Source organism: Streptomyces sp. NPDC088124, from assembly GCF_040685895.1.
Classification (GTDB): Bacteria; Actinomycetota; Actinomycetes; order Streptomycetales; family Streptomycetaceae; genus Streptomyces.
This window is the reverse complement of sequence record NZ_JBFBJB010000020.1, coordinates 1-26,829: the sequence shown is the minus strand read 5'-3', so window position 1 is coordinate 26,829 and position 26,829 is coordinate 1. Positions and strand designations below refer to the sequence as shown.

Sequence of the window (26,829 nt, the reverse complement as noted above, 5' to 3'; positions counted from 1 at the left end):
AGATATGACCCCTTTCACCATGCTTTACGTAGCTCTTAGGCACGTATCCTCCACACGCGGTTATCAACATCACCACTAGGGGGATTCCATGAACGACCCTTCGAGCCGTGCCGTGCACAGCCGGCGCAGATCGAGACCAACACGTCGAAGAAGATGGACGAAAACCACCTCGGTCATCACCGCGTCCCTGCTCCTCGGGGGTTTTCTGAGCGCCGAGACCGCCTTCGCGATCAGCTCGCTGACCCTGCCGAAGCTGGACGAGACCAAGCCCGTACCGGTCTCACCGGTCGACCGGAAGCGGCCCGGCGGCAAGGACGACGCCGCTCAGGACGCACTGCGGTCCGTGCCCGGCGTCAGCTGGCCCGCACCCGGCTCGGCGGAGGTCGAACTCCCCGCCGCCCGCGGCACGGCGGAGCGCGCGGGCACGCTGCCCGTACGGCTCGGAGCGGCCGCCGGGAAGCCCGCGGCCGGCGCGCGCGGCAAGGCGCCCGGCTCCGCGCAGGTCCAGATACTCGACCGGAAGACCACCGAGAAGCTCGGCGTCGAGGGCGTCGTGCTCGCCGTGCGCGCGGCCGACGGCGGCAGCGACGCGAAGGTCCGGCTCTCCCTCGACTACTCCCGGTTCGCGGGCGCCTTCGGCGCCGGCTGGGCCTCCCGTCTCTCCCTCGTCCAGCTGCCCGCCTGCGCGCTGGAGACGCCCGGGGCGAAGGACTGCGGCGCGCCCGTCGCGCTCGACACCGACAACGACGCGGGCAACCGGACCCTGACCGCGGACGTCCCGGTCGACGCGGCGGAGCCGGCGGACACCGCCGACGGCGCGCCCGCCGGAGCCCCCGTCACGGCCGCGCCCAAGAGCGCCCGCTCCGCCACCGGACTGACCGCCGCCTCCGGCGTCACCCTGCTCGCGGCCACCGCGGGCCCCTCCGGCTCGGGCGGCGACTACAAGGCGACCCCGCTCTCCCCCTCCGGCAACTGGACGGCCGGCGACTCCTCCGGCGGCTTCGGCTGGGGGTACGAGATCCAGACGCCGGAGTCCCCCGGCGGCATGGACCCCGAACTGGCCCTGAACTACTCCTCCCAGTCGCTGGACGGCCGCACCGCGGCCACCAACAACCAGTCCAACGAGGTCGGTGACGGCTGGTCCATCACCGAGAACTACATCGAACGCCGCTACGTGTCGTGCAACGACGACATGACGGGCGGCACGAACAAGGCCAAGAACGGCGATCTGTGCTGGGGCACCTGGAACGCCACCATGTCGCTGGACGGCCAGTCCCACGAACTGGTCCGGGACGACACCCGCGGTGAGTGGAAGCTCAAGGACGACGACGGCACCAAGGTCGAGCGGCTGACCGACGCCGACGCCCCCTCCCCGCGCGGTAACGGCGACAACGACGGCGAGCACTGGCGGATCACCACCACCGACGGCACGCAGTACTACTTCGGCTACAACCGGCTGCCCGGCTGGTCGTCCGGGAAGACCGAGACCAACTCGGCCTGGACCGTGCCCGTGTACGGCAACCAGAGCGGCGAGCCCTGCTACAAGGCCGCCTTCGCCGACGCGTACTGCCAGCAGGCATGGCGGTGGAACCTCGACTACGTGGTGGACACCAACGACAACGCCACCACGTACTACTACACCCCCGAGAAGAACCGGTACGGCCGCAACGTCTCCGCGACCACCGGTCTCGGCACGCCGACCGAGTACACCCGGGGCGGCTACCTCTCCCGTATCGAGTACGGACTGCGCTCCGACAACCTGTACGGGACCAACGCGGCCACCGCCAAGGTCGACTTCACGGTCGCCGAGCGCTGCCTGCCCGACGCCTCCTTCGACTGCGCCCCGGCCAAGATGACCACGGCCAACGCCAAGCGCTGGCCCGACGTCCCGGTCGACCAGGACTGCAAGGCCGGCGAGGACTGCAAGAACCGGATCGCGCCGACCTTCTGGACCAGCAAGCGGCTGACGAAGATCACCACCTCGGCGCTGTCCGGCTCCTCCTACCAGCCGGTCGACTCCTGGACGCTGCGCCAGGAGCTGCCCGACCCGGGTGACGGCTCACCGGCCTCCCTCTGGCTGGCGGGCATCACCCGGACCGGTCACACCGGTGCGGAGCCGCTCAGCCTGCCCGAGGTCACCTTCAAGGGCCGGCAGCTCCCCAACCGCGTGGACACCACCGGCGACGGCATCCCCGCGCTGGTCCGCTACCGCGTCGACCAGATCGACACGGAGACCGGCGGCTCGATCGGCATCACCTACTCGGAGACCGACTGCAAGCCGGGCGATCTGCCCGCGGAGACGTCCAACACCCGGCGCTGCTACCCGGTCTACTGGTCGTCCGCGGACTCCCCCGCCGCCGACTACAAGCCGGTGAAGGACTGGTTCCACAAGTACGTCGTCACCCGTGTCCTGGAGAACGACCTGGTCGGCGGCTCGCCCACCGAGCAGACCGACTACACGTACGTGGGCGGCGCGGCCTGGGCGAAGAGCGAGGACGAGTTCACCAAGGCCGAGCACCGCACGTACAGCGACTACCGCGGCTACGGAGAGGTCCGCACCCAGAACGGCAACGGCGTGGACGGCCCGAAGCTGGACAGCCGGACGCGCTACTTCCGGGGCGTCGACGGGGCCAAGGTCGCCGACTTCGAGGGCAAGGAGGTCGCCGACCACCCCGCCTTCCAGGCCATGGAACGCGCCGAGATCGTCTACAACGGCACCGAGGTGATCTCCGAGGAGACCTCCACCCCCTGGCACAAGGGCCCCACGGCCACCCGCGCCAGGACCGGGCTGCCCGCCCTGACGTCGGGGATCACCGACGTCCAGGAGGAGACCACCCGCTCCCCCGCCAAGGGCGGCGGCTGGCAGCGCACGAAGACCGAGCGGACCTTCGACGCGTACGGCATGACCGTCACCGAGACCGACCACGGCGACACGTCGAAGACCGGCGACGAGACCTGTGACACCACCACCTACGCCCGGAACACGGCGGCCAACATTCTGGAGCTGGAGGCGACCGAGAAGACCACGGCGGGCACCTGCGCCGCGCCGGGCGAGCTGATCTCGGAGAACCGCAGCTTCTACGACGACTCCACCACTCTGGGCGCGGCGCCCACGCGTGGCAACACGACGCGTGAGGACGAGAACAACGCGGAGGGGACCGGGTTCTTCACCGCCGCGCAGACCTCGTACGACGGCTACGGCCGCCCGGTCAAGGTGACGGACTCGCAGAACCGTGCCATGCGCTCGGAGTACGTGCCGGCCACCGGCATGCCGACGAGCATGATCACCACCAACCCGCTCGGCCACACGCTGACCACGGAGATCGATCCGCGGCGCGGGGTGCCCGTCGCCGAGGTCGACGCCAACGACAAGCGCACCGAGCTGGGGTACGACGCGCTGGGCCGGCTGACCGGCGTCTGGGAGCCCGGTCGTACCAAGGCCAAGTTCCCCGACCACCCCAACGCCTCGTACGCGTACCGCATCTCCCGGACCGAGACCCCCGTCGTCACCACGCGTGAGCTGCGCGGGGACGGTTCGACGGAGACGAGCTACGAGATCTACGACGGTCTGCTGCGCGAGCGTCAGACCCAGGCCCCCTCGCTCACCGGCACGGGCCGCGTACTGACCGAAACGCTGTACGACTCGCGTGGACAGGAGTGGAAGTCGTTCGACGACTACTACACCACCGGCTCCCCCGAGGCGCGGCTCGCCGCCGGTGACGACACCAAGGCACCGGCGGTCGTCCGTACGGTCTTCGACGGCGCCGGCCGGCCCACCGAGACCATCGCGATGAAGTACGGCACGGAGACCCGCCGGACGAAGACGGTCTACGACGGCAACCACACCACGCTGATCCCGCCGAAGGGCGGCATGGCGAGCACCACGGTCACGGACGCGCAGGACCGGGCCGTGGAGGTGCTGGAGTACACCGACGAGGCCAGGACCGCCTCGCAGTCCCTCAAGTACACCTACGACACGCGTGGCCTGCTGGAGACGGTCACCGACCCGGCGGGCAACGTACGGAAGTTCGGCTACGACGGGCGGGGACGGGAGATCCGCGCGGACGACCCGGACAGCGGGGCGCTGCTCACCTCGTACGACTCGCTCGACCGGCCCGTCTCCACGACGGACGGCCGTGGCGTGAAGCTGTCGGTCGCCTATGACGAGCTGGGCCGCAGGACCTCGCTGAACCAGGGCGAGAAGGTCCTCTCCGAGTGGAAGTACGACACGGTCGCCAAGGGTGAGATCGCCGAGTCGCGGCGGTACGTGGACGGCAACGCCTACGTGCAGAAGATCACCGGATACACGGACGACTACCTGCCCACCAAGGTCGAGGTGACCATCCCCGAATCGGAGGGCGCTCTCGCCGGCACCTACTCCGTGGGATACGCGTACGACGAGCTGACCGGTCTGCCGACCGCCCTCAACCAGCCCGCGCTCGGCGATCTTCCGGCCGAGCGGGTGGTCACCCGGTACGGCGCCGACGACCAGGCGCAGGGTCTGACGGCCGGCGGCAGGACGCTGGTCAACTCGTCCACGTACGACGCCTTCGGGCGGCCGGTGCGGACCGAGTACAACGACGCGGCGCGGCGCCTCTACCGGTCCACCGTGTACGACGAGCACACCGGGGAGCTGCTGCGGACCACCACGGACCGCACCGCGGCGCCGACCCGGGTGGACGACACCTCGTACGCCTACGACCTGGCGGGCAACGTCACCCGGATCACCACGGTGACCGGCCAGGACGCGACGAAGCAGACGGATACGCAGTGCTTCACCAGCGACGCGCTCCAGCGGCTCACCCAGGCGTGGACGGCGGAGGACTCCTGCGACGCGCAGCCGACGCCGTCGAACGTCGGCGGGCCCAAGCCGTACTGGCTGACGTACAGCTATGACGCGCTGGGCAACCGGACCAAGGAGGTCCGGCACGATGTGGGCACCGACGGCGCGGCGGGCGACAGCGCGCTGGACTCGGTCCGTACGTACGAGTACGGGAAGCCGGACGGGGCCAAGCCGGCCGCGGTGACCTCGGTGAGCACCGAGCGCAACGGCGCCACGACGGGCACGGACACCTTCGGCTACGACGCCGCGGGCAACACGACCTCGCGGAAGACGGACGGCCGGGACCAGACACTGGTCTGGGACGCGGAGAACCAGCTCGCGAAGGTCGAGGAGCCGGGCCGGGTCACCGTCGAGTACACCTACGACGCCGACGGCGGCCGGCTGCTGAGGAAGGACCTCACCGGGACGACGCTCTATCTGCCGGGCGGCAACGAACTGCTGCTGCGCGCCGACGGCAAGAAGGCGGGAACGCGCTACTACGACTTCGACGGCGAGACGGTGGCCGCGCGGACCGACAGCGCGATCCAGTTCCTCTTCGAGGACCATCACGGCACGGCGTCGACGGCGATCGACGCGACCACGCAGGACGTACGGCACCGCGCACTCGCCCCGTTCGGCGAGGAGCGGGGGTCGCCCGGCGCGTCTCCGGCGCTCTGGCCGGGCGGTGACCAGGGCTTCGTCGGCGGGACGACGGACAGTACGGGGCTGACCCAACTAGGGGCCCGCTCCTACGATCCACGGCTCGGCCGGTTCCTGAGCGTCGACCCGATGAGCGATCTCGGCGAATCGCAGCGCATGAACGCGTACGCCTACGCCAACAACAACCCGGTCAGTTTCTCGGACCCCGACGGACTCTTCTGGGGCAAGATCAAGAAGGCCGTCAAGAAGGCGGCCAAGAAGGTCACCAAGACCGTCAAGAAGGCTGTGAAGAAGGCCGCCAAGAAGGTCAAGAAGGCCGTCAAAAAGGTGGTCAAGAAGGTCAAGAAGGTGGTGAAGAAGGCCACCAGGGCCGTGAAGAAAGCGGTCAAAAAGGTCGCCCGGGTCACGAAGAAATATGTGAAACGTGCCACCGCGACGGTCAAGAAGTACGCAAAGAAAACCTACCGCGCGGCGAAGAAGACCTATCGGGCGACCAAATCCGCGGTCAAGAGAGCGAGCAACAAGGTCGCTTCCGTCACCAAGAAGGCGGCAAAAGCGACGGCCGCGGGGGTGAAGGCCGCTTCCAAGCAGGTCACGCTCCACAGAGTGGCCAAGGTACTGGGCCATGTCAGTACCGTCACGGGGACATTGGCCGGAGTCGCGGCCATGGTGCCCTTCCTGCAACCGGCGGCGGGCGCCCTCGGCGCGGTCTCCGCCGTCACCGGTCTCGCCTCGGCCGGGGCCTACGCGGCCGACGGTGACAAATCCGCCGCCGTCAGCCAACTCGCCGGTACGGCAGCAGCCGTCATGCTGGGCGGGGCCGGTTCCGCGGCCAAGCTCATCCGGGGGTCCGGCGCCGTCGCACGAGGCTCCCGGGTCGCGCTCACGGACGGACTCGCGGGCGTGGGCGGCAAGTTGATGCAGTCGGGCGGCAAACTCGAGAAGGGGGTGGGCGTGGCGTCGATCGGACTGCACACGGCCGCCGCCAACACCGGGGGCCTGATCGGCATCCATGACGACGCCCAGAAGGTTATGGCACGCTGACCCGACGCCCGGCCGGGGAGGAGCCGACGCTCCTCCCCGGCCGGGCGGTACCACCGTCCATTCCCTCCGCGCGGCAGCGGTGCCGGTGCCGCTTTCTCCATGCCGCCCTCCTCAAGGGAAAATCCGTCCTCAAGGGAATACTCATGCTCGACATCTCGCGCGACATCATCTTCCTCGTCTTCATCCTCGGCATGGGCGTTTTCGCGCTGGTCTACTGCATGCTGACCGCCACCTGGGGTCAACGGTCGGTACTCCTGTGGATGCTCATCCCGCTGGGCGGTGGAATAGCGCTCGGACTCGCCAAGGGCGAATCGGTCGACGTGCTGCTCTTCAGTCTGGGCGGAGCCCTGGCGATGATGGCCGTCCTGATGGCTTTCCCCAGCGGAAAGAGAAAAGAGCTCTACCGGCGTCAGGCGGCCGGGGAGAAGGTCGACTGGAAAGAGGCCGAGCCGCCTGCCTGGGCGATCTGGGTCTTCATCTGCGCGGTCCTCATCTGGATCGCCTTCTCCTTCATCGCCACCGGGGGATGATCCCGCCCCGGAAGGGACCTCGGCGAGAGGACGCCGCGAAGCCGCGCGTGCTGCGGAGAACGGGCACCTTCGTCTTCATGTCGCTGCTCTGCTGCGGAATGTTCGCCCTGACAGTGACGGTCTGGTCGGCCGCGGGCTCCTCCGACCCGCCGGGTGACACGCTCCTGGTGTCCTCGGTGGCGCTGGCCATCGCCTGGCTGATGCTCCGCCTCGCCGGCGCGCGCGTGGAGATCCACGGCGGCGGGGTGCGCATCGTCGATGTCGTGCGCCGCACCTGGATCCCCTGGGGCGCGTACCGGATGGTCGGGACCGACGGCGGACTCACCGTCGTCTCCCGGGGTGAACAGCTGCACACCGCCGTCGCCTTCAGCGGCTCCCTGATGGAGGAGGCTCTGGCCCGCCGCGGCAGAAGCCGCACGGTCACGGCAGCCGCGGAGATCAGGGCCGCGAGCCGGAAAGCGTCCGCCGCGTCCCTCCGGGACATGGAAGTGACCGTCGAACGATGGGGGTTCACCCCCGCCGACCTGCTTCTGGCCCAGCTTCCCGGATGCCTGGTCCTCACCCTGTCGGGCATCGTCCCGATGTGAGAAACCCGTATCGCCCGGGTACGGGCGGCCGCCACCGCGCTTCCCGCCGGCTCACCCGGAAAGGCCGCATGTCTCTCTCCGCGCTACCCCTGCCCGTCCTGCTCGCCGTCGCCGCGCTCGCCGCCGCGGCGATGATCCGGGTCTGGGTCCCGCTCATGTCGACACGGGAGCAGAAGATCAAGGTCTGCGCGGCCGCCGCGGTCCTCCTCCTCGGCCTCGGCGCCTTCGGCGGGGCGAAGGCGGGCTGGTCGCCGCGGCAGATCCTGCTCTACTACGCCGTCATGGCGCTCTCCTTCGCGGCCGGTCCCCTCGGACAGCGCGAGAAGGTACGGAAGGTCGCGCGGCGGGAGGCCGAGGACGGGGCGAGCAAGGAGAACCAGATGCCCCCGCTGCTCTTCCTCCAGTGGTTCGGTTCCATGGGGGCGCTGTTCCTCCTCGTCGGCCGGCTCTTCGACGTCTCCTGACGCACAGCGCCGTACGCCGGTCGGTCTAAGCTGCGCGCATGACAGAACCACAGCTCGGGCGGGCGCTCGTCGAGGAGGCCACCAAGAAGTCCGGCCTCGTGTGGGTACGGGGCTCGGGGCCCGACCGGGCTCTCTGGCACGTCTGGCACGAGGGCGCCGCGCTGATCGTCGGGGACGGCCCCGGGGAGCAGCCGCTGCCGGGGCTCGCCGACGGCGCGTCCGCCGAGGTGACCGTACGCAGCAAGGACAAGGGCGGCCGGCTCGTCGCCTGGACGGCGGTCGTGGCCGAGCTGGCGCCGCACTCGGAGGCGTGGGAGAGCGCGGTCGCCGAGCTGAAGGGCAAGCGGCTCAACGCGCCGGACGCCGAGACGATGACCGAACGCTGGGCACGCGAGTGCCGGGTGGTGCGGCTGGTGCCCCAGGAGACGATCACCGAGCTGCCGCAGGGCTCGCTCGCCGCCGTACCCCTGGAGACCCCGGCGACGACCCGGGAGCCCGTACCCGCGTCGCTCGGCCGCCTGCTGCTGCGGCGCAAGAAGCGGACGGGCGGCGCCTGAGGCCCGGCGTCCCCGGTCAGCCGCCCCAGTCGGCTCAGTCGCTCCAGTCGGCTCAGTCGCCGGTCTTCGGCAGCCTGCTGCCGTAGTCGACCGTCTGGCCCTTCGCCGGGGCCTCCAGCTCGAAGTCCTTGCCCCACTCCGTCAGTGAGAGCGTCCCCGCGCCGCCCGCGCGCAGCAGTTGCAGCGGGTACGGCGTGCCCTCCAGCGAGACGTCCAGCGTCCCGCCCGCGCCCTTGGTGCCGTTGATCTTGATGGTCCGCACCCCGCCGATGCGGTCGCGGTCGCCCTTGTCCAGCGTGCCGTGGAGCGTCAGTATCCCGGCGAGCAGGACCTTCTTGTCCGTGAATCCGCTGAGCTGCTTGTACGCCGGATCGTCCTGCGGGACCTTCACGTACTTGTCCTTGAGCTTGCCCGCGGCCGCCGCGTCCGCGCTGCCGCCCGGCGCCGGGGTCGCCTTGCCGCCGGCGTCCCCGGAGTCCCCGGAGTCCTCCGCGTGGTTCCAGAAACCGGCGTCGGCCTTCAGGTACAGCTCGTCCTCGATGCGCAGCAGCTGGAAGGTGCTGTTCTTCGAGGTGACGGAGCCGGTGCCGCCGTTCTCCTTCAGCCGCATGTTGAGCCGGTACGTCCCGCCCTCGCTCACCAGCGCGCCGGAGAGGTGCACCGCGCCGGCCGCGTCCGCCGCCGCCTTGGCCTTTCTCTCGATCTCGACGGCGGTGAGCTTCCCGACCCCGTTCGTCCCCTTGTCCGGATCCTCGGTCTCGCCGCCACACGCCGTGAGCACCGCCGTGAGTCCCAGGCAGAGCGCCAGGGGAAGCGCTGCCCGTCGGGGGCGGTCGGACGACAGGGGAACGATCACAGACGCACTGCCTCTCATACGCTGCCGGAGGGTGGCAGACCGCAGCGTACCCGGGCCCCGGGGCACCCGCTCCGCCCCCCGAACAGCACGCGGTACGGACGTCCGGACGGACGGATCCGTCAGCGCGTGCCGCAGCGGTACGGGCTAGCCTGAACCCGTCATCACGCTGGATAGAAGGAAAAATCACGTACGTCGAGTACGCCACGTACGCCAAGGACAAGGAGGCGCTCGGCATGGCGGCAGGCGCCCCCCGGATCTTCGTCTCGCACCTCGCCGGCGTGCCGGTCTTCGACCCCACCGGCGACCAGGTCGGCCGGGTCCGCGACCTCGTCGCCATGCTGCGCGTCGGCGGACGGCCGCCGCGCCTGCTCGGCCTCGTCGTGGAGGTCCTGAGCCGGCGCCGGATCTTCCTCCCCATGACCCGGGTCACCGGGATCGAGTCGGGCCAGGTGATCACCACGGGGGTGCTCAACGTACGGCGCTTCGAACAGCGCCCCACCGAGCGCCTCGTCCTCGGCGAACTCCTCGACCGCCGGGTGCGGCTGGTGGAGGACGGCGAGGAGGTCACCGTCCTCGACGTCTCCGTGTCGCAGCTCCCGGCCCGCCGCGACTGGGAGATCGACAAGGTCTTCGTACGGCGCGGCCGCAAGGGCGGCAAGCTGCGGCGGCGCGGGGAGGCGCTGACCGTCGAGTGGTCGGCCGTCAGCGGTTTCTCGCTGGAGGAGGAGAGCCAGGGCGCGGAGAGCCTCGTCGCCACCTTCGAACGGCTGCGCCCCGTCGACCTCGCCAACGCGCTGCACCACCTCACGCCCAAGCGGCGCGCGGAGGTCGCGGTGGCCCTCGACGACGACCGGCTCGCGGACGTCCTGGAGGAGCTGCCCGAGGACGACCAGGTGGAGATCCTCGGCAAGCTGAAGGAGGAGCGCGCCGCCGACGTCCTGGAGGCGATGGACCCGGACGACGCGGCCGATCTCCTCTCCGAGCTGCCCGAGCCGGACAAGGAGCGGCTGCTGACGCTGATGCGCCCCGACGACGCGGCCGACGTGCGGCGCCTGATGTCGTACGAGGAGCGCACCGCGGGCGGTCTGATGACGACCGATCCGATCGTGCTGCGCCCGGACGCGACCGTCGCGGACGCGCTGGCCCGGGTACGGCAGCAGGACCTCTCCCCCGCGCTCGCGGCGCAGGTCTACGTGTGCCGGCCGCCGGACGAGACCCCCACGGGGCGGTACCTGGGCACGGTGCACTTCCAGCGGCTGCTGCGGGACCCGCCGTACACGCTGGTCAGTTCGATCGTGGACAGCGATCTGCGGCCGCTCGCCCCGGACACCCCGCTGCCCGCGATCACCAGCCACCTCGCCGCGTACAACATGGTCTCCGCGCCGGTCGTGGACGACAGCGGGGCGCTCCTCGGCGCGGTGACGGTCGACGACGTCCTCGACCACCTCCTGCCGGACGACTGGCGCGAGACCGGCTTCCACGGCGGGGAGGCGGCGCGTGGCGCCTGAGCGGCGGGACACCAACGAGGGCGCCGGGTCCCGCGCCCTGGAGCGGATGCGCTCCGGGGCCGGTTCGACGGCGCTGCTGCGCGGCGGGCGGAACCGGCTGGACCAGCCGCGTCCGCAGCGGCGCAAGCTGCTGCCCGAGTACGACCCGGAGGCGTTCGGGCGGCTCTCGGAGCGGGTGGCGCGCTTCCTGGGGACGGGCCGCTTCATCGTCTGGATGACGCTGTTCATCATCGTGTGGCTGGTGTGGAACGTCTGGGCCCCCGCCGACCTGCGGTTCGACCCGTACCCGTTCATCTTCCTGACCCTGATGCTGTCGCTCCAGGCCTCGTACGCGGCGCCGCTGATCCTGCTGGCGCAGAACCGGCAGGACGACCGGGACCGGGTCACCCACGAGCAGGAGCGCAAGCAGAACGAGCGGTCGATCGCGGACACCGAGTACCTGACGCGGGAGATCGCCGCGCTGCGGATCGGCCTGGGCGAGGTCGCGACCCGCGACTGGATCCGCTCGGAGCTCCAGGACCTGGTGCGGGAGATGGCGGAGCGGCGCGCGCTCCCCCCTGCGGGGCCCGGTGAACCGCCGCCCGCCGGGCGTCCGGAAACCGACCGCTGACGGGCCTTTCCTGCGGCGGTACGGATCGCCGTACCATCTCGGTATGGCTACCGACACGTACGGAACCGCCGTCCCCGCGGAAGAAGCGGTACGCGAAGCGCTGGCGACGGTGAACGACCCCGAGATCCACCGGCCCATCACCGATCTGGGGATGGTCAAATCGGTGGAGATCGCCGCGGACGGTGCCGTGGCCGTGACGGTCTACCTGACGGTGGCCGGCTGCCCGATGCGCGACACGATCACCCGGAGCGTGACGGACGCCGTCAGCCGGGTCGAGGGCGTCACGCGGGTCGAGGTCACGCTGGACGTGATGGGTGACGAGCAGCGGCGCGAGCTGGCGGCCTCGCTGCGCGGCGGCACCGCCGAGCGCGAGGTGCCCTTCGCCAAGCCGGGATCACTGACCCGGGTGTACGCGGTCGCCTCCGGCAAGGGCGGCGTCGGCAAGTCCTCGGTGACGGTCAACCTGGCGGCGGCGATGGCGGCCGACGGGCTGAAGGTCGGCGTGGTGGACGCGGACATCTACGGGCACAGCGTGCCCCGGATGCTCGGTGCGGACGGCAAGCCCACCCAGGTCGAGAACATGATCATGCCGCCGTCCGCGAACGGCGTGAAGGTCATCTCGATCGGCATGTTCACGCCGGGGAACACACCGGTGGTGTGGCGCGGCCCGATGCTGCACCGCGCCCTCCAGCAGTTCCTGGCGGACGTCTACTGGGGCGATCTGGACGTGCTGCTGCTCGACCTGCCGCCGGGGACCGGCGACATCGCGATCTCGGTGGCGCAGCTGGTGCCGAACGCCGAGATCCTGGTGGTCACCACCCCGCAGCAGGCCGCGGCCGAGGTCGCGGAGCGGGCCGGCTCGATCGCCGTGCAGACCCACCAGAAGATCGTCGGTGTGGTCGAGAACATGTCGGGGCTGCCGTGCCCGCACTGCGACGAGATGATCGACGTCTTCGGCACCGGCGGCGGCCGGCTCGTCGCGGAGGGGCTGACCCGGACGACCGGCGCCGAGGTGCCGGTGCTGGGCGGGATCCCGATCGACGTACGGCTGCGCGAGGGCGGCGACGAGGGCAAGCCGATCGTCCTCTCCGACCCGGACTCCCCGGCGGCGGCGGCGCTGCGCGCCATCGCGGGCAAGCTGGGCGGGCGGCAGCGCGGCCTGTCGGGCATGTCGTTGGGGATCACACCGCGCAACAAGTTCTGAGGCGTCCAGGGCGCCGTGGAGGGCGCTCCAGGATCGCTCCCGGATCCCTCCCGCGCTCCCGGATCGCTCCCCGTACGGGGACCCCTCCGGCGTACGGGATCCCTCCGGTGCAAGGGGGCGGCCGTTCGAGCGGTCGCCCCCGTCACGGCGCATGCGTCAGGGCGCGTACGACCTGATGTCGCCGATCGCCGAGAACCCGAGGCCGTACGCGCTCATCCCGCGCCCGTACGCGCCGAGGTGCACCTCGTCGCGCGCCGATCCCGCCAGCACCCAGCCGAACTCGGACTCGCGGTAGTGGAAGGGCGTCGGCTCGCCGTCGACCGGCAGGGAGAGCGACGACCAGGCCGGCCCGGCCAGATCGTCGGCCAGCTCGAAGGCGGTCTCCGTCTGCTGTTCCAGCCATTCGGCGCGCAGCGTGTGGTCGAGCTGCGCGGGCCAGGTGGTGGCCAGCAGCCCCGACCCGGCCAGCCAGGCCGCCGAGGAGGCCGTCGTGGCGTCCAGGTGCCCCGTACCGTCGCTGGTAGGGCGCAGCGCGGTGTTGGCGACCGTGACGACCACCGCGAAGCGTTCCCGGTGCGCGGCGGCCGCGTCCGGTCTTATCGACGGCTCTTCCCCGTGGCCCGTGGCGCCGTGCCGCACGGTGCCGTCGGCGGTCGCCCCGACCTGCAGCAGCCAGCGGGGCCCCGTGAACGCCTCGTCCAGCCCGTACCAGGGAAAAGGCGCCCGCAGATAGGCGGCGAGGGAACGAAGACCCGTCTGCCCTCCCTCGGACGGGGCTGGTCCGGCCGTGTCCCACGCACCCGCCCGACTCGTGGTCTCCATCTGCCCGCGCCTCCTCGATCTCGGTCGTCCGGCGCGAGCCGCCCCCGACGGGCGTTCCGCTGCCGGACAGATGGAGGATAGCCACCCGCTCCCGACTCGTAGGGATTGGTCGTGCTCAGGTGGCGTCCGAGTCGAAGGGGGGCCGTTCGACCGGAACGGGCTTTTCGCGCTTCTTGAGCAGGTCGGGCGTCTGGGGAGAAGTGGGGGATTTCTTGAGGAGATCGGGTGTGCCGGTCCCCCCGACGGACGTACCGCCCGCCGACGATCCGTTCACGGCCGATCCGTTGGCGGCGCTTATGGCGGGCGCGGGCGTCTCCGGCGCGTCGAGCTCGTCCGGGTCGCTCTCCCGGCCGTTCACCACGTCCGCGATGTCGTTCATCTCCTGGCGGAGGTCGAACGTGCTGCGGAGCTCCTTGAGCCCCAGCTCGTCGTTGTCCATGAGCTGTTTCCGGACGAAGTTCTTGGGGTTGAGGTCCTCGAACTCGAAGTCCTTGAACTCCGGTCCCAGCTCGGAACGGATGTCCTCCTTGGCGTTGTCGGAGAACTCACGGACCTTCCGTATGAAGCCTGCGACGTCCTGGATGACCTTGGGCAGCTTCTCCGGACCGAAGACGATCACGGCGAGGACGGCGATCGTGATCACCTCAAGGGCGCCAATGTCGTTGAACACCTTGCTGCTCCTTGTGTTCTCCATGCACGCCGGACGGGGACGGGACCGTCCTGGTCCGTACGGGGTCGAGGTGGGGCGGGGGCCGGGCCGCTCCACGGTACCTGCCCGAACTGTCCGGGCGGTACCTTCCGGTGACCGTCAGGTGCCGTCCGCGGAGCCGAGAACCAGACTGAGGGTGCGTTCGTCGCCGTCCCGTACGAGGGTCAGTTCCAGCTGGTCGCCGGGGCGGTGGGCGCGGATCTTCACGATCAGCTCCTCGCCGCTGTGCACCCGCTGCCCGTTGACCTCGGTGATGATGTCGCCGGGCCTGATGCCCGCCTTGGCGCCGGGGCCGCCCGTGGTGACGGCGGGGCCGCCGTCGGCGGCCTTGGCGCCGACCTTGGCGCCGTCGCCCCCGTACTCCATGTCGAGGCTCACGCCGATCACCGGGTGGGTGGCCTTGCCGGTGTTGATCAGCTCCTCGGCGACGCGCTTGCCTTGGTTGATGGGGATGGCGAAGCCGAGCCCTATCGACCCCGACTGGCCGCTGCCGAGCCCCGTACCGCTGTCGGCGGCGCGGATGGCGCTGTTGATCCCGATGACGCGGGCCCGGGCGTCCACCAGCGGGCCGCCGGAGTTGCCGGGGTTGATGGGGGCGTCGGTCTGGAGGGCGTCGACGTAGCTGATGTCGCTGCCGTCGCCCTTCTCGCCACCCGCCGTGATGGGGCGCTCCTTGGCGCTGATGATGCCGGAGGTGACCGTGTTGGAGAGGTCGAAGGGCGCGCCGATGGCCACCACCGGGTCGCCGACCTGGACGTTGTCGGAGTTGCCGAGCGGCAGCGGCTTCAGCCCGGACACACCGGTGACCTTGACGACGGCGAGGTCGTAGCCGCTGTCCTTGCCGACGAGCTTCGCCCGGGCGGTCTCGCCGCCGCTGAACGTGACGGATATCTCGCCGCCGGAGCCGGAGGTGGACGCGGGCTGGACGACGTGGTTGTTGGTCAGGATGTGGCCCTGCCGGTCGAGGACGAAGCCGGTGCCCGTGCCCTGCTCGCCGCCGCCGCTGACATGGAGGGTGACCACGCTGGGCAGGGCGCTGGCGGCGATGCCCGCGACGCTGTCGGGCGCCCGCCCGGCGGCCTCGGGGCCGGCCTGCGGGAGCTCGACACGGGTGAGGCCGCCGTTGCGCTCGATGTACGCGCCGACCGCGCCGCCCAGGACACAGGCGGCGAACCCGACGAGCACGAGGGCGGCGACCCCGGCCCGCCGCCGCTTCGGGGCCGGCTCGCCGGGCGCCGTGAGGGGCCGGCTTCCCGGGGCGCTCCAGGGGTCGTACTGGAGCCACTGGGAGGGCACGGGCTGCGGCTGGAGGGGCGGCTGGGGCTGGAGGGGCGGCTGCTGATGGGGCTGTACGTGGGGCTGCTGAGGGGCGCCCGGGCCGGGGTACGGCGGCGGCATCGGCGTGCCGCCCGCGGGGGTCGGCAGCTGCACCGGGGGCGCGGGGGCCCAGGGACCGGGGCCGCCGTACGGCGGGGTGCTGTAGGCGTCGGGCTCATGCAGCGGCCGGGGCCGCTCCGGGGGCGCGTCCGACGGCTCGGGCGCGACGGGCGGCGCCATGGGGGCGGGGTGCCCGGCGGCGGTGGCGGACGGCTCGGCGGGCGGCCCGGCCGGGGCCGCGACCGGCTCCGTAGGCGCGACCGGCTCCGTAGGCGCGACCGGCTCCACGTGCGCGATCGGTGCCGTGGGCGGCTCGGCGGAGGGTCCGGCGGGCGGTGCGGCCGGCGGTTCCGCCGTCACCGCGGGCAGTTCCGCCGTGACCTCGGCGCTTCCCGCCGGCCCTGACGGCCCGTCGGGTTCCTGCGGCGGCGCGCCGACCGCGGAGGGCCGGCTCCACCACTTCGCCTTCGGTCCGGTCGGCTTCCCGTCGTCCATGCTCTCCCCGCAACTACCGTTCCGTGCCCTGACAGGGGCACCCCTGCCCTGGATTCAACCAGGTTTACGAATGTCCGCGCAGGGAACCGGTCAGCGCCTGGCCGAAAGCGGCGTGGAAGGCAGCGTCGGGGCGTCGATCCGGGTGGGATCGGGGGTGTCCGGGGAACCGGCCTCCGGCGTCCCGTCGTCGAACCGGACGGCGGAGCCCGTGGTCCCGCTCCACGGCAGCGGCGAAGCACCCGTCAGCAGCCCCTGCGAGAAGGGGTGCTCGGAGAGCATCTGCGACTGGAGCACACCGGCCGGGGCGGTGCCGGCGGGCCGGTCGGCGGAGCGCGAGGACGTTCCGCCGCCCTGGCGGCGGGAGGAGTCGCTGATGGTGGAGGCCGGGGCCGTCGGGCCCGGGGCCCGCATGGGGGTCACGCTGTTGCCCGCGCCGCGCGGCTGCACATCGGCGGCGGTGCCCAGCGGCATCGTCCCGCCGAGGGCCATCGCGGCGAACGACACGGCACTGGCCGCGGCGAAGGCGAACCGCCGGCCGCGCCACGGGGAGCGCTCCTCGTCCCGCCGCGGGCCGGGGCGGGCGACCTCGTGGATCCGGAAGCCGGAGCCGCCCGGCAGCAGCCCGGCGCCCGATCCGGCCGGGACATAGCCGAAGCCGTCCGTTCTGACGCCGAAGGCGCCGTCACCGAAGCGCCCCCCGTCGAAGAGCCCTTTTCCGTCGTCGTCATCCCCGGAGCCGGGTCCGGAACCGGGGCCGCCGGGCAGCCCCTGGAGCCGTGCGAGCAGCCCCGCCGAGAGCTGCGGCGGGGCGGCCTGCGCGAACGCGTTCTTCAGCCGGCGCTGGGCGTCGGCCTCCGCCTTGCACTTGGCACAGGTCGCGAGATGGGCCAGCACGCGCTCACGCGCGTCGTGATCCAGCTCCCCGTCCACCAAGGCGGCGAGTCGGTCCCCCAGATGCTGCTCGGCGGGGGTGGGCCCTGTGCCACTCACGCCGCTCCGCCCTCCCCGGCCACGCTCGCGAAGGCGCGCTGCTCGGCCCGGGCCTCGGGGGAACGGTGCTGGAGGGCCTTGCGCAGGTGCGAACGGCCGCGGTGGATCCTGCTGCGTACGGTGCCGAGCTTCACGCCCAGCGTGGCGGCGATCTCCTCGTACGACAGCCCCTCGATGTCGCAGAGCACCACGGCGGCACGGAATTCGGGCGCGAGGGTGTCCAGCGCCTGCTGGACGTCCGCGTCGAAGTGCGTGTCGTGGAAGACCTGCTGCGGCGAGGGCTCACGGCTGGGCAGCCGCTCCGCCGCGTCGTCGCCGAGCGCGTCGAACCTGATCCGCTGCTTGCGGCGGACCATGTCGAGGAAGAGGTTGGTGGTGATGCGGTGCAGCCAGCCCTCGAACGTGCCGGGCGTGTAGGTCGACAGCGACCGGAAGACCCGCACGAAGACCTCTTGGGTAAGATCCTCGGCGTCGTGCTGGTTGCCGGTGAGGCGGTACGCGAGGCGGTAGACACGTCCGCTGTGCGTGCTGACGATCTCCTCCCAGCTGGGAGGCGTCCACGCCTGCGATTCCGCATCCGATGCGAAGGTCGCCGTAACTGCGGAGTCGGTGGAGCGGGAACGGTCAGCAATGTTGGTCACGGATTTCGGCTCGCCGGCTGACCTGAGAAAGCGCCGGAGCACTCCTCCCCGATCCACAGGCGCAGCCGCACCTCCCCTGTCGGCTCTGGTGGTGTCCAGTGGAGCCCCTACCATAGCCACTCCGCCCGTTAGCTCCGGATAAGAATCTTTACGTGAATTTGGAGGCGGTCCCGGGCCCCTTCCAGGGGCTGTTCGGGGGTTTCACCCGCCTCGCGCTCTGCCTTTCTTAACGCCCGGTCCCATCTGCGGGTTCCCGGGCGCAGCGGATACAGTCACCGTTGCGCCGCCAACGGGGACAAGGAGAGGGTCATTACCGCCAACCGGCAGACGAGCTGGGCGTTCGCCGACGCCTTTGTCGCCGAGGACGAAGCTCTGCACTGGGCCCGGGAACGGGCGCGGGAGACAGGGCTCCGCTCGGTGTCACCAGGCACCGGCGCCGCGCTGCGTCTGCTGGCCGCCACGCTGGACGCGAAGGCGGTCGCCGAGATCGGCACGGGCACCGGTGTCTCCGGTATCTACCTGCTGGAGGGCATGCGCCCGGACGGCGTGCTGACCACGGTCGACACGGAGCCCGACTGCCAGCAGTTCGCCCGGCAGGCGTTCCGCGCCGCGGGCTTCACCGGGAACCGGGCACGGTTCATCCCCGGCGGCGCCCTGGACGTACTGCCGCGGCTCGCGGACGGCGCGTACGACCTCGTCTTCTGCGACGGGGACCGGCTGGAGTGCCTCGACTATCTCGCTGAATCGTTGCGGCTGCTGAGGCCCGGCGGTCTGGTCTGCTTCGAGGGCGTCTTCGCCAACGGCCGGACGGTGGACTCGGCGGCCCAGCCCTCGGAGGTACTGCGGCTGCGGGAGCTGCTGCGGACCGTTCGGGAGAGCCAGGAGCTCCAGTCGACGCTGCTGCCGGTGGGGGACGGTCTGCTCTGCGCGGTACGGCGCGGCTGAGTCCTCCGGGAGGGGCCCGTGCTCCCGGGGCGGGCGGTCCGGCCAGCCCCCGTACGTACGGCGAACAGTCCTCTGCCCCGGTACGGACTGATCCGTACCGGGGCAGAGGACTGTTCGTCCGGGGGTGACTCCACACCCCGAAGACCGTGATCGTTCCGCTCAGCCGACGACCTTCTTCAGCGCGTCGCCGAGCGCATCCGCCTCATCCGGAGTCAGCTCGACGACAAGCCGACCGCCGCCTTCGAGCGGAACGCGCATGACGATGCCCCGCCCCTCCTTGGTCACCTCGAGCGGGCCGTCGCCCGTTCGCGGCTTCATGGCCGCCATGCTCGTTCCCCTTCCTGAAACCAGCTCATCGCAGCCGGCGGCCCCATGACAGGCGCTGTGTCACCGGCATCGAACACATTGCTTCCAGCCCATTATCCCGCATGGCGGGAGCCGATGACCAACATCGGACGGCATCGCTTACGCAACGCGCTCTCGCAAAACGCCGCATTTCGGGGATCCGGCTGCGATACTTCGCCGCCGCGTGCTCCGCCGGCGGCCGACTTTCTTAGACGCAGGTCACATGCCCGGCGCCGGTGATCTCCGCCATGCTGGGGCCGGACAGGACCGCCCGAGCCGCGAAGGAGACCCGATCATGGCCGACACCGTGCTCTACGAGGTGAGTGACGGACTCGCAACGATCACGATCAACCGGCCCGAGGCCATGAACGCGATGGACGTCGCGACCAAGGTCGCGCTCCGTGACGCGCTGACGGCGGCGGGGGACGACGACGCCGTGCGGGGCGTGCTGCTGACCGCCGCCGGGTCCCGGGCGTTCTGCGTGGGCCAGGATCTGAAGGAGCACACCGCGCTGCTGGCGGAGGACGCCAGGACCGGCGCCGGTCAGACGATGAGCACGGTGCGCGAGCACTACAACCCGATCGTCCGGGCGATCACCGGGATGCAAAAGCCGGTCGTCGCCGGGATCAACGGCGTCGCGGCGGGCGCGGGCCTCGGCTTCGCCCTGGCGGCGGACTACCGGATCGCGGCGGACACGGCCGCGTTCACGACATCCTTCGCGGGCGTGGCCCTGACAGCCGACTCCGGCATCTCCTGGACGCTGCCCCGCCTGATCGGCCGGGGCCGCGCGACGGAACTGCTGCTCTTCCCGCGCTCGGTACCGGCGGCGGAGGCCCACGCATGGGGCCTGGTGGACCGGCTGGTCCCGGCGGCCGACCTGGCGGCCACGGCCGCCCGGGTGGCGGCTGAGCTGGCCGCGGGCCCGACCGTGGCGTACGCGGCGCTGAAGGAGTCCCTGGCGTACGGCGCGGAGCACTCACTGGCCGAGACGCTGGAGAAGGAGGACGAACTCCAGACCCGGGCGGGCATGTCGGAGGACCACGGGATCGCCGTGCGCGCGTTCCTCGCGAAGGAGAAGCCGCGGTACGTGGGCCGCTGAGGCCGCACGGGTACACAGGTACACGGATACACGCGTACACGCCCCCCGATGCCGGCCCTCGATGCCGGCCGCCCGCGCGGGCGGCCGGCCCGGGACGCCCGCGCCGGTCGGTATCGGGTCAGGCCGTCCGGCGGCGGGCCGCGCACGCCTCCAGGTGGTCGTCGACCAGGCCGCACGCCTGCATCAGCGCGTACGCCGTCGTCGGGCCCACGAACCGGATGCCGCGCTTCTTCAGCGCCTTCGCCAGCGCCGTGGACTCGTCCGTCACGGCCGGGACGTCGGCCGTCGTCACCGGGGCCGGGCGCCCGGCCGCCTCGGGCGCGTACGACCAGATCAGCTCGTCCAGGGCGCCCGCGGGCCAGTCGGTCAGCACGCGCGCGTTCGCCAGGGTCGCGTCGATCTTCGCTCGGTTGCGGATGATGCCCGGGTCCGCGAGGAGCCGCTCGCGGTCGGCGTCGGTGAACTCCGCCACCGACGCGATCTTGAACGAGGCGAACGCCGCGCGGAAGCCCTCGCGGCGGCGGAGGATCGTGATCCAGGACAGCCCGGACTGGAAGGCCTCCAGGCTCAGCCGCTCGAACAGGGCGTCGTCGCCGTGGACCGGACGGCCCCACTCCTCGTCGTGGTACGCGAGGTAGTCCTCCGTGGAGACGCCCCAAGGGCAGCGGGGCCGGCCGTCGGGGCCCGCCACCGCACCGCCGGGGAGCTCGCTCATCGGTCGCTCTCCTCTCCCGGCTTCTTGAAGAGGTCGGGCGAGGAGACGGCCGTCGCCTGCGCGCCGGCGAGCGCGGACTCCAGCTCCGCGATCCGCGCGTCCCGCTCCGCCAGCTCCGCGCCGAGGCGGCTGAGCACGTCGTCCACCTCCGCCATCCGGTAGCCGCGGGCCCCGACGGGCAGCCGCAGCGCCTCGACGTCCGCGCGCCCCACCGGGCGCGTCACCGGCAGCGGGTCCACCAGCCGTTCCGGAGCGGCCTCCGGCAGGACCGCGCTGTCGCCCCCTCCGACGACGGCGAGGGTGACAGCGGCGACGACCACGACCATCGCGATGAGCAAGAACAAGAACACGAGCTTCTCCCCGGGCAGGAAACGTCCAGTGCCGATCGTGCCACGAGCCACTGACACCGGGCGCCGCCGAAGACGGTTAGGGTCGGTTCCGGCCCCAGGACCTGTCGTCCGGCCGAGCCCGGTGAGATCCGTACGACGCACGACGCACGACGCACGGCGCACGACGGACATCGGACAACGGACAACGGACAACGGACGACAGGACTGAGGCCGCGGACGTACCGAACGCTGGGAGGAACCACGGGATGCGCGCCACCGACGGGACGCTGCGGCTGGGACGCCGGGAGTTCGGCCCGCACGAGCCGGTCATCATGGCGATCGTCAACCGGACTCCGGACTCCTTCTACGACGGGGGCGCGACCTTCCGCGACCAGCCGGCCCTCGACCGGGTCGAGCAGGCGGTCTCCGAGGGCGCCGCGATCATCGACATCGGCGGGGTGAAGGCGGGCCCCGGCGAGGAGGTCACGGCCGAGGAGGAGGCCCGCCGTACGGTCGGCTTCGTCGCGGAGGTGCGCCGCCGCTACCCGGACGTGGTGATCAGCGTCGACACCTGGCGCCACGAGGTCGGCGAGGCGGTCTGCGAGGCGGGCGCCGATCTGCTCAACGACGCCTGGGGCGGGGTGGACCCCCGGCTGGCGGAGGTCGCCGCGCGGTACGACGCGGGGCTGGTGTGCACGCACGCGGGCGGCGCGGAGCCACGGACCCGGCCGCACCGGATCGCGTACGACGACGTGATGGCGGACATCCTGCGGGTGACGCTGGGACTGGCCGACCGCGCCGTGGAGCTGGGGGTACGCCGCGACGCGATCATGATCGACCCGGGCCATGACTTCGGGAAGAACACCCGGCACTCGCTGGAGGCGACCCGCAGGCTCGGCGAGATGGCGGAGACGGGGTGGCCGGTGCTGGTCTCGCTCTCCAACAAGGACTTCGTCGGGGAGACGCTCGACAGGCCGGTCAAGGAGCGGCTGATCGGCACGCTGGCGACCACCGCGGTCTCGGCGTGGCTCGGCGCACGCGTCTACCGCGTCCACGAGGTCGCGGAGACCAGGCAGGTGGTGGACATGGTCGCGTCCCTCGCGGGCCACCGGCCGCCCGCCGTGGCCCGCCGCGGCCTCGCCTGAACGAGCACCGCGGCGGAGCGGAGGTCGCCCCCGGCTCGGATCACCCGGCGGGGATCACTCGTCGGGGATCACTCGGCGAGGATCGGTGGCCGGTCTCCCTCAGTTGCCGGTCTCCTTCGTGACCAGCGCGACCGCCTCTTCCACGTCGTCCGTGACATGGAAGAGCAGCAGGTCCTTCTCGGACGCCTTGCCCTGTCCCACGACCGTGTCCCGCAGCCAGTCGACCAGACCGCCCCAGTACTCCGTGCCGAACAGCACGATCGGGAAGCGGGTGACCTTGCGGGTCTGCACCAGGGTGAGCGCCTCGAACAGCTCGTCCAGCGTGCCGAGGCCGCCCGGCAGCACCACGAAGCCCTGCGCGTACTTCACGAACATCGTCTTGCGGACGAAGAAATAACGGAAGTTGACGCCGATGTCGACGTGCGGGTTGAGCCCCTGCTCGAAGGGGAGCTCGATCCCCAGCCCGACGGAGATGCCCGACGCCTCCCGCGCCCCCTTGTTCGCCGCCTCCATGGCACCGGGGCCGCCGCCGGTGATCACCGCGAAGCCCGCGTCGACCAGCGCACCGCCGAGCCGCACGCCCGCCTCGTACTCCACCGTGCCGGCCGGGGTGCGCGCGGAGCCGAAGACCGCGATGGCGCTGGGCAGTTCGGCGAGGGCGCCGAAGCCCTCGACGAACTCCGACTGGATCCGCATCACCCGCCAGGGGTCGGTGTGCACCCACTCCGAGTCGCCCTCGGTGTCCAGCAGCCGCTGATCGGTCGTGCCGGGCTGCACCTGCTCGCGTCGCCGGATCACCGGTCCGAGCCGCTGTTCCTCCGGCCTGCGCGCTCCGTCAGGCATGCCCATGAGCTGCTCCCTCCGCTGCTGTGCGTTGTTCTGGGCAAGGGTAGATCGGCGGACGTGACAAACGGCGAAATTCCGGCAGTCGATCAGGCCCCCGGGGGATGAGCCGGGGCGAGGACCGGGATCTGGGCGCTGCCGTCTGGATCTTGCCGGGCTCGCGTGCCCTAGGCCCTGTCTGACAAATAGCGCCGTCCGCCCCTTGGGGCGGGGCGCGCGGCGTCTGGTGCGTGCAATCGCAAGGCGGAGGATCGCCCGTGTACTGGACGTACTCGGGCGACTCCGACAACGCAGCGAGTGTGCGTGCCAGGCGTCGCGAGCCAGGCGGGATTTTTCAGACAGGGCCTAGCGCGTGAGCCACTCCCGGAGCCGGTCCTCGCAGTGCGTGATCCGCTCGACGGCGACCCGCTCGTCCCGCTTGTGGGCGAGCAGCGGGTTGCCCGGCCCGTAATTGACCGCGGGCACGCCGAGCGCGCCGAAGCGCGAGACGTCCGTCCAGCCGAACTTGGGCCGCGCCGTCCCGCCGACAGCTGCCATGAAGGCCGCGGCGGCCGGGTGCGAGAGGCCGGGCAGGGCGGCGCCGGAGTGGTCGTCCACGGTGAACTCCGTCACGCCGCACCCCTCGAAGACCTCGCGGACGTGCGCCAGGGCCTCCTCCTCGCCGCGGTCCGGCGCGTAGCGGTAGTTGACGACGACGGTGCAGGCGTCGGGGATGACGTTGTTGGCGACGCCCCCCTCGATGCGTACGGCGTTGAGCCCCTCGCGGAACTCCAGCCCGTCGATGACCGGCCGGCGCGGCTCGTAGGCGGCGAGGCGCTGGAGGATCGGCGCGGCGGCGTGGATGGCGTTGGACCCCATCCAGCTCCGTGCGGAGTGCGCCCGCTCCCCCGCCGTGTGGAGGAAGACCCGCAGCGTGCCCTGGCAACCGCCCTCGACCTCGCCGTCGGAGGGCTCCAGCAGTACGGCGAAGTCGCCCTCCAGCCAGTCGGGGTGGGCCTCCGCGACATGCCCGAGTCCGTTGAGGTGCGCGGCGACCTCCTCGTTGTCGTAGAAGACGAAGGTCAGGTCGCGGTTGGGGGCGGGGACGGTCGCGGCGATACGGAGCTGTACGGCGACGCCCGACTTCATGTCGCTGGTGCCGCACCCCCACAGCACCCCGTCGGCGTCGAGCCGGGAGGGCACGTTGTCCGCGATCGGGACGGTGTCGATGTGTCCGGCCAGGACGACCCGCTCGGCGCGCCCGAGCCGGGTCCGCGCCACGACGTTGTTGCCGAACCGGTCGACGGTGAGATGGGGCAGCGTGCGCAGCGCCTGCTCGATCGCGTCGGCGAGCGGCTTCTCCTCCCCGCTGACCGAGGGGAAGTCGACCAGCCACGCGGTGAGCGCGGGGCCGTCCAGGGTGAGGTCGAGCGGGGTCTCAGGCATGCTTCGACCCTAATACGCCCCGCCGGCGCCCCGGCCCTACGCCATCGCGACGGCTCCGCCCGACCGGGCGGCCGGGGCCGTCCGACTCCAGTACGGTGGGCCCGTGCCCGAGCCCGTCTCCCCCTCCGCCTCCCCCTCGCGCGCTTCCTTCGGCCGTGGCCGTCTGATGCGCGCCGCGGGCGCTCTCCTCGTGCTGCTGGCCGTCGCCGGTTATGTGGTGGTGCAGTACCTGAGCGGCGGCGGAGGCGCCCCGCGCTGTGTGGCCCGCGCCGGGGACGACGCCGGCCAGGGCAGCTCGACGTACGAGATGACACCCGAGCAGGCGGCCAACGCGGCCACGATCTCCGCCGTCGGCACCCGGCGCGGACTGCCGGAGCGCGCGGTGACCATCGCGCTCGCGACCGCTCTCCAGGAGTCCGCGCTGCGCAATCTCGACCACGGTGACCGTGACTCGGTCGGTCTGTTCCAGCAGCGCCCGTCGAAGGGGTGGGGGACGATCGCGCAGATCCGGGACCCGGTCTACTCGGCGGGTGAGTTCTACGACCACCTCGTCAAGGTTCCCGGCTACTCGCGGCTGCCCCTCACGGAGGCGGCGCAGCGCGTCCAGCGCAGCGGTTTCCCGCAGGCGTACGCGAAGCACGAGCCGGACGCCACGCTGCTGGCCGCCGCGCTCACCGGCCGGTCCGCCGCGTCGCTGACCTGTTCGGTGCCGTCCGGCAGCACGCCGGGGGACCCGGCGAAGGTACGGGCCGCGCTGACCAGGGACTTCGGGGCCGAGGTACGGCCCGCGGACGCCGCGCACGAGGTCTCCGTGCCGGTTCCGGCCGAGGCCGGAACCGGCACGGGCGGCGAGCGCGGCGCCTCGGTGGCCGGTCAGGCGGGCGGGTCGGACAGTTCGGGTGGTTCCGGTGACTCCGGCGGATCCGCGGACGGCGGTGCGGCCTCGCGGCGCGGCTGGGAGCTGGCGCACTGGGCGGTGGCCCAGTCCTCGGTGCTGCGGATCGACAAGGTGACCTACGCGGGCCATGTGTGGCGCGCCGGGCGCGCGGACCAGGGGTGGCAGCGGGCGGACGGTTCCGCGGGCAGCCGGACGTCCGGCACGGACGCCGGCGGATCCGCTTCCGGTGCGGAAGTCGTCCGTATCAGCACGGCGCGCTAGTCGTCCGTACCGGCTGGTCATTCGTACCGGCTGGTCGTCCGTACCGGCATGGCGCGGCAGCCGTACGGCACGGCGCGGCAGTCGTACGGCAGGACGCCCAGCCGTACGAGCCGTCACCCGGACGGGCGAGTCTGCACCGGCCTGGATCCCCGGCCCGACGGCCGCCCCGAAGCAGCGGTCAGATGCGGTGATTCGCTTGCGGGACAAGGGAAGTGACGATTCTGCGAACATCCCGGAACCGCACCGTTTACCCGATTTTATCCGCAGCGACCCCCCGCGCGCATTACCTACTCTTTACCCGCGCTCACCGCATCCTCCGGGGCCGTTCGAGGTGTTGTCACGACGTCCGATCGACGGATCTGCCGATCTGCCGATCGACGGACAAGCGACACGCATCACACCGTTGCCCTCAAGCCCCAAGGAGCCAAGATGTCCGCGAACCTCCCCCTCACCCGTCGGATCGCCCGTGCCGCGCTGCTCATCGCCGCGGGCGCCGCCCCGGTGATCGGCGCGGCCGGGTCGGCGAGCGCGGCGGCACTTCCGCAGACCACCGATCTGGGCGCGGTCACTGCGCTCGACGGCGCCACCGTGGGCGGCACTGTCGACAGCGGGGCGCAGAAGGCCACCCAGGCCGTGGGAAGCACCGGCGGCGCGGCCGTCGCGAAGGGCGTGCCCGCCGCGGGCAAGACCGTCGGCAAGGCCGTCAAGACGGCGCCCCCCGCCGTCCAGAAGACGGCGGGCGAGACCGCGGGCAGCGCGGGCACCGTACTGGGCGAGACCGCGAAGACCGCCACGGAGGGCGCGGCCCCGGCCCGGCAGACCGCCCAGGGCGGTCTTCCGCTGGGACAGCTCCCGGTCAAGGGCCTGCCGATCGGCTGACCGGTACCGCCGAAGAACACCACCGACACCAGTCCGAGCCCCAGCGCGTTGCCCATCTGCTGCGTGGTG

At 71.7% G+C, this 26,829-nt stretch carries 24 protein-coding genes; 13 read left to right on the top strand and 11 right to left on the bottom strand.

Annotated elements, in window-relative coordinates; translation table 11 throughout:
• Positions 1-88 precede the first annotated feature (88 nt).
• The 5 genes from AB0P17_RS18165 (at position 89) to AB0P17_RS18145 (ending at position 8,664) form a co-directional block, all read left to right on the top strand.
• Positions 89-6,526 (top strand): RHS repeat-associated core domain-containing protein, encoded by a 6,438-nt coding sequence (locus tag AB0P17_RS18165; RefSeq protein ID WP_365812066.1) that lies wholly within the window; start codon positions 89-91, stop codon positions 6,524-6,526.
• Positions 6,527-6,669: 143 nt separating this feature from the next.
• Positions 6,670-7,056: a hypothetical protein gene (locus tag AB0P17_RS18160; RefSeq protein ID WP_365812064.1), complete on the top strand. Its 387-nt coding sequence runs from the start codon at positions 6,670-6,672 to the stop codon at positions 7,054-7,056.
• A gap of 47 nt (positions 7,057-7,103) precedes the next feature.
• Entirely contained in the window at positions 7,104-7,643 is a 540-nt protein-coding gene (locus AB0P17_RS18155) for a hypothetical protein (RefSeq protein ID WP_365812062.1), read from the top strand.
• A gap of 68 nt (positions 7,644-7,711) precedes the next feature.
• A complete protein-coding gene (locus tag AB0P17_RS18150; RefSeq protein WP_365812060.1) occupies positions 7,712-8,107 on the top strand; it encodes a hypothetical protein in 396 nt (131 codons plus the stop codon).
• Between the two features lie 38 nt (positions 8,108-8,145).
• Complete coding sequence (locus tag AB0P17_RS18145; RefSeq protein ID WP_365812058.1) at positions 8,146-8,664, top strand: hypothetical protein; 519 nt, start codon at positions 8,146-8,148, stop codon at positions 8,662-8,664.
• 52 nt (positions 8,665-8,716) lie between these two features.
• Here AB0P17_RS18145 and AB0P17_RS18140 read toward each other — a convergent pair whose 3' ends face one another.
• Positions 8,717-9,538, bottom strand: coding sequence for a hypothetical protein (locus tag AB0P17_RS18140; protein WP_365812057.1), 822 nt, complete (start codon positions 9,536-9,538; stop codon positions 8,717-8,719).
• A 215-nt stretch (positions 9,539-9,753) separates the two neighbouring features.
• On the opposite strand from AB0P17_RS18140, the gene AB0P17_RS18135 reads away from it, so the two are divergent.
• From AB0P17_RS18135 to AB0P17_RS18125, 3 genes are read left to right on the top strand one after another with little or no spacing between them, the layout of a single operon-like run.
• Positions 9,754-11,028, top strand: a complete 1,275-nt coding sequence (locus AB0P17_RS18135; protein ID WP_365812055.1) for a CBS domain-containing protein — start codon at positions 9,754-9,756, stop codon at positions 11,026-11,028.
• A gap of 46 nt (positions 11,029-11,074) precedes the next feature.
• Positions 11,075-11,638 carry a DUF1003 domain-containing protein gene (locus AB0P17_RS18130; protein WP_365812236.1) on the top strand — a complete coding sequence of 188 codons (564 nt, stop codon included), beginning with the start codon at positions 11,075-11,077 and terminating at the stop codon, positions 11,636-11,638.
• A 43-nt stretch (positions 11,639-11,681) separates the two neighbouring features.
• The gene (locus AB0P17_RS18125) at positions 11,682-12,842 is read left to right on the top strand and encodes an Mrp/NBP35 family ATP-binding protein (RefSeq protein ID WP_365812054.1); all 1,161 of its coding nucleotides are present in this window, start codon (positions 11,682-11,684) and stop codon (positions 12,840-12,842) included.
• A 156-nt stretch (positions 12,843-12,998) separates the two neighbouring features.
• Here the strand turns inward: AB0P17_RS18125 and AB0P17_RS18120 are convergent, their stop codons facing one another.
• From AB0P17_RS18120 to sigE, 5 genes are all read right to left on the bottom strand, one after another.
• Positions 12,999-13,664, bottom strand: coding sequence for a hypothetical protein (locus tag AB0P17_RS18120; RefSeq protein ID WP_365812053.1), 666 nt, complete (start codon positions 13,662-13,664; stop codon positions 12,999-13,001).
• 115 nt (positions 13,665-13,779) lie between these two features.
• A complete protein-coding gene (locus tag AB0P17_RS18115; protein WP_365812052.1) occupies positions 13,780-14,334 on the bottom strand; it encodes a sec-independent translocase in 555 nt (184 codons plus the stop codon).
• Between the two features lie 138 nt (positions 14,335-14,472).
• The gene (locus tag AB0P17_RS18110; RefSeq protein ID WP_365812050.1) at positions 14,473-16,245 is read right to left on the bottom strand and encodes a trypsin-like peptidase domain-containing protein; all 1,773 of its coding nucleotides are present in this window, start codon (positions 16,243-16,245) and stop codon (positions 14,473-14,475) included.
• A 90-nt stretch (positions 16,246-16,335) separates the two neighbouring features.
• A complete protein-coding gene (locus tag AB0P17_RS18105) occupies positions 16,336-17,235 on the bottom strand; it encodes a zf-HC2 domain-containing protein (protein ID WP_365812048.1) in 900 nt (299 codons plus the stop codon).
• Positions 17,232-17,990, bottom strand: coding sequence for an RNA polymerase sigma factor SigE (sigE, locus tag AB0P17_RS18100; protein ID WP_365812046.1), 759 nt, complete (start codon positions 17,988-17,990; stop codon positions 17,232-17,234). Before sigE ends, AB0P17_RS18105 begins: the two co-directional genes overlap by 4 nt.
• 129 nt (positions 17,991-18,119) lie before the next feature.
• Between sigE and AB0P17_RS18095 the strand changes: the two genes are divergently transcribed.
• Positions 18,120-18,821, top strand: a complete 702-nt coding sequence (locus AB0P17_RS18095) for an O-methyltransferase (protein ID WP_365812234.1) — start codon at positions 18,120-18,122, stop codon at positions 18,819-18,821.
• Positions 18,822-18,980: 159 nt separating this feature from the next.
• On the opposite strand, the gene AB0P17_RS18090 is transcribed toward AB0P17_RS18095, so the two are convergent.
• Complete coding sequence (locus tag AB0P17_RS18090) at positions 18,981-19,148, bottom strand: DUF3117 domain-containing protein (protein ID WP_003966491.1); 168 nt, start codon at positions 19,146-19,148, stop codon at positions 18,981-18,983.
• Between the two features lie 313 nt (positions 19,149-19,461).
• On the opposite strand from AB0P17_RS18090, the gene AB0P17_RS18085 reads away from it, so the two are divergent.
• Positions 19,462-20,265, top strand: coding sequence for an enoyl-CoA hydratase-related protein (locus AB0P17_RS18085; RefSeq protein WP_365812045.1), 804 nt, complete (start codon positions 19,462-19,464; stop codon positions 20,263-20,265).
• Between the two features lie 118 nt (positions 20,266-20,383).
• Here AB0P17_RS18085 and AB0P17_RS18080 read toward each other — a convergent pair whose 3' ends face one another.
• A complete protein-coding gene (locus AB0P17_RS18080) occupies positions 20,384-20,980 on the bottom strand; it encodes a DNA-3-methyladenine glycosylase I (RefSeq protein WP_365812043.1) in 597 nt (198 codons plus the stop codon).
• Positions 20,977-21,330, bottom strand: a complete 354-nt coding sequence (locus AB0P17_RS18075) for a hypothetical protein (protein ID WP_365812041.1) — start codon at positions 21,328-21,330, stop codon at positions 20,977-20,979. Before AB0P17_RS18075 ends, AB0P17_RS18080 begins: the two co-directional genes overlap by 4 nt.
• A 245-nt stretch (positions 21,331-21,575) precedes the next feature.
• On the opposite strand from AB0P17_RS18075, the gene folP reads away from it, so the two are divergent.
• Positions 21,576-22,454 carry a dihydropteroate synthase gene (gene folP / locus AB0P17_RS18070; protein WP_365812040.1) on the top strand — a complete coding sequence of 293 codons (879 nt, stop codon included), beginning with the start codon at positions 21,576-21,578 and terminating at the stop codon, positions 22,452-22,454.
• A gap of 99 nt (positions 22,455-22,553) precedes the next feature.
• Here folP and AB0P17_RS18065 read toward each other — a convergent pair whose 3' ends face one another.
• Both AB0P17_RS18065 and dapE read right to left on the bottom strand, forming a co-directional pair.
• Entirely contained in the window at positions 22,554-23,303 is a 750-nt protein-coding gene (locus AB0P17_RS18065) for a TIGR00730 family Rossman fold protein (RefSeq protein ID WP_365812038.1), read from the bottom strand.
• Positions 23,304-23,642: 339 nt separating this feature from the next.
• Positions 23,643-24,722, bottom strand: coding sequence for a succinyl-diaminopimelate desuccinylase (gene dapE / locus AB0P17_RS18060; RefSeq protein WP_365812036.1), 1,080 nt, complete (start codon positions 24,720-24,722; stop codon positions 23,643-23,645).
• Positions 24,723-24,888: 166 nt separating this feature from the next.
• On the opposite strand from dapE, the gene AB0P17_RS18055 reads away from it, so the two are divergent.
• Together AB0P17_RS18055 and AB0P17_RS18050 are read left to right on the top strand one after the other, a co-directional pair.
• On the top strand, positions 24,889-25,881 hold the full coding sequence (locus AB0P17_RS18055; RefSeq protein ID WP_365812233.1) for a hypothetical protein: 993 nt from the start codon (positions 24,889-24,891) through the stop codon (positions 25,879-25,881).
• A gap of 429 nt (positions 25,882-26,310) precedes the next feature.
• Positions 26,311-26,760, top strand: a complete 450-nt coding sequence (locus AB0P17_RS18050) for an ATP-binding protein (RefSeq protein WP_365812034.1) — start codon at positions 26,311-26,313, stop codon at positions 26,758-26,760.
• Positions 26,761-26,829 lie beyond the last annotated feature (69 nt).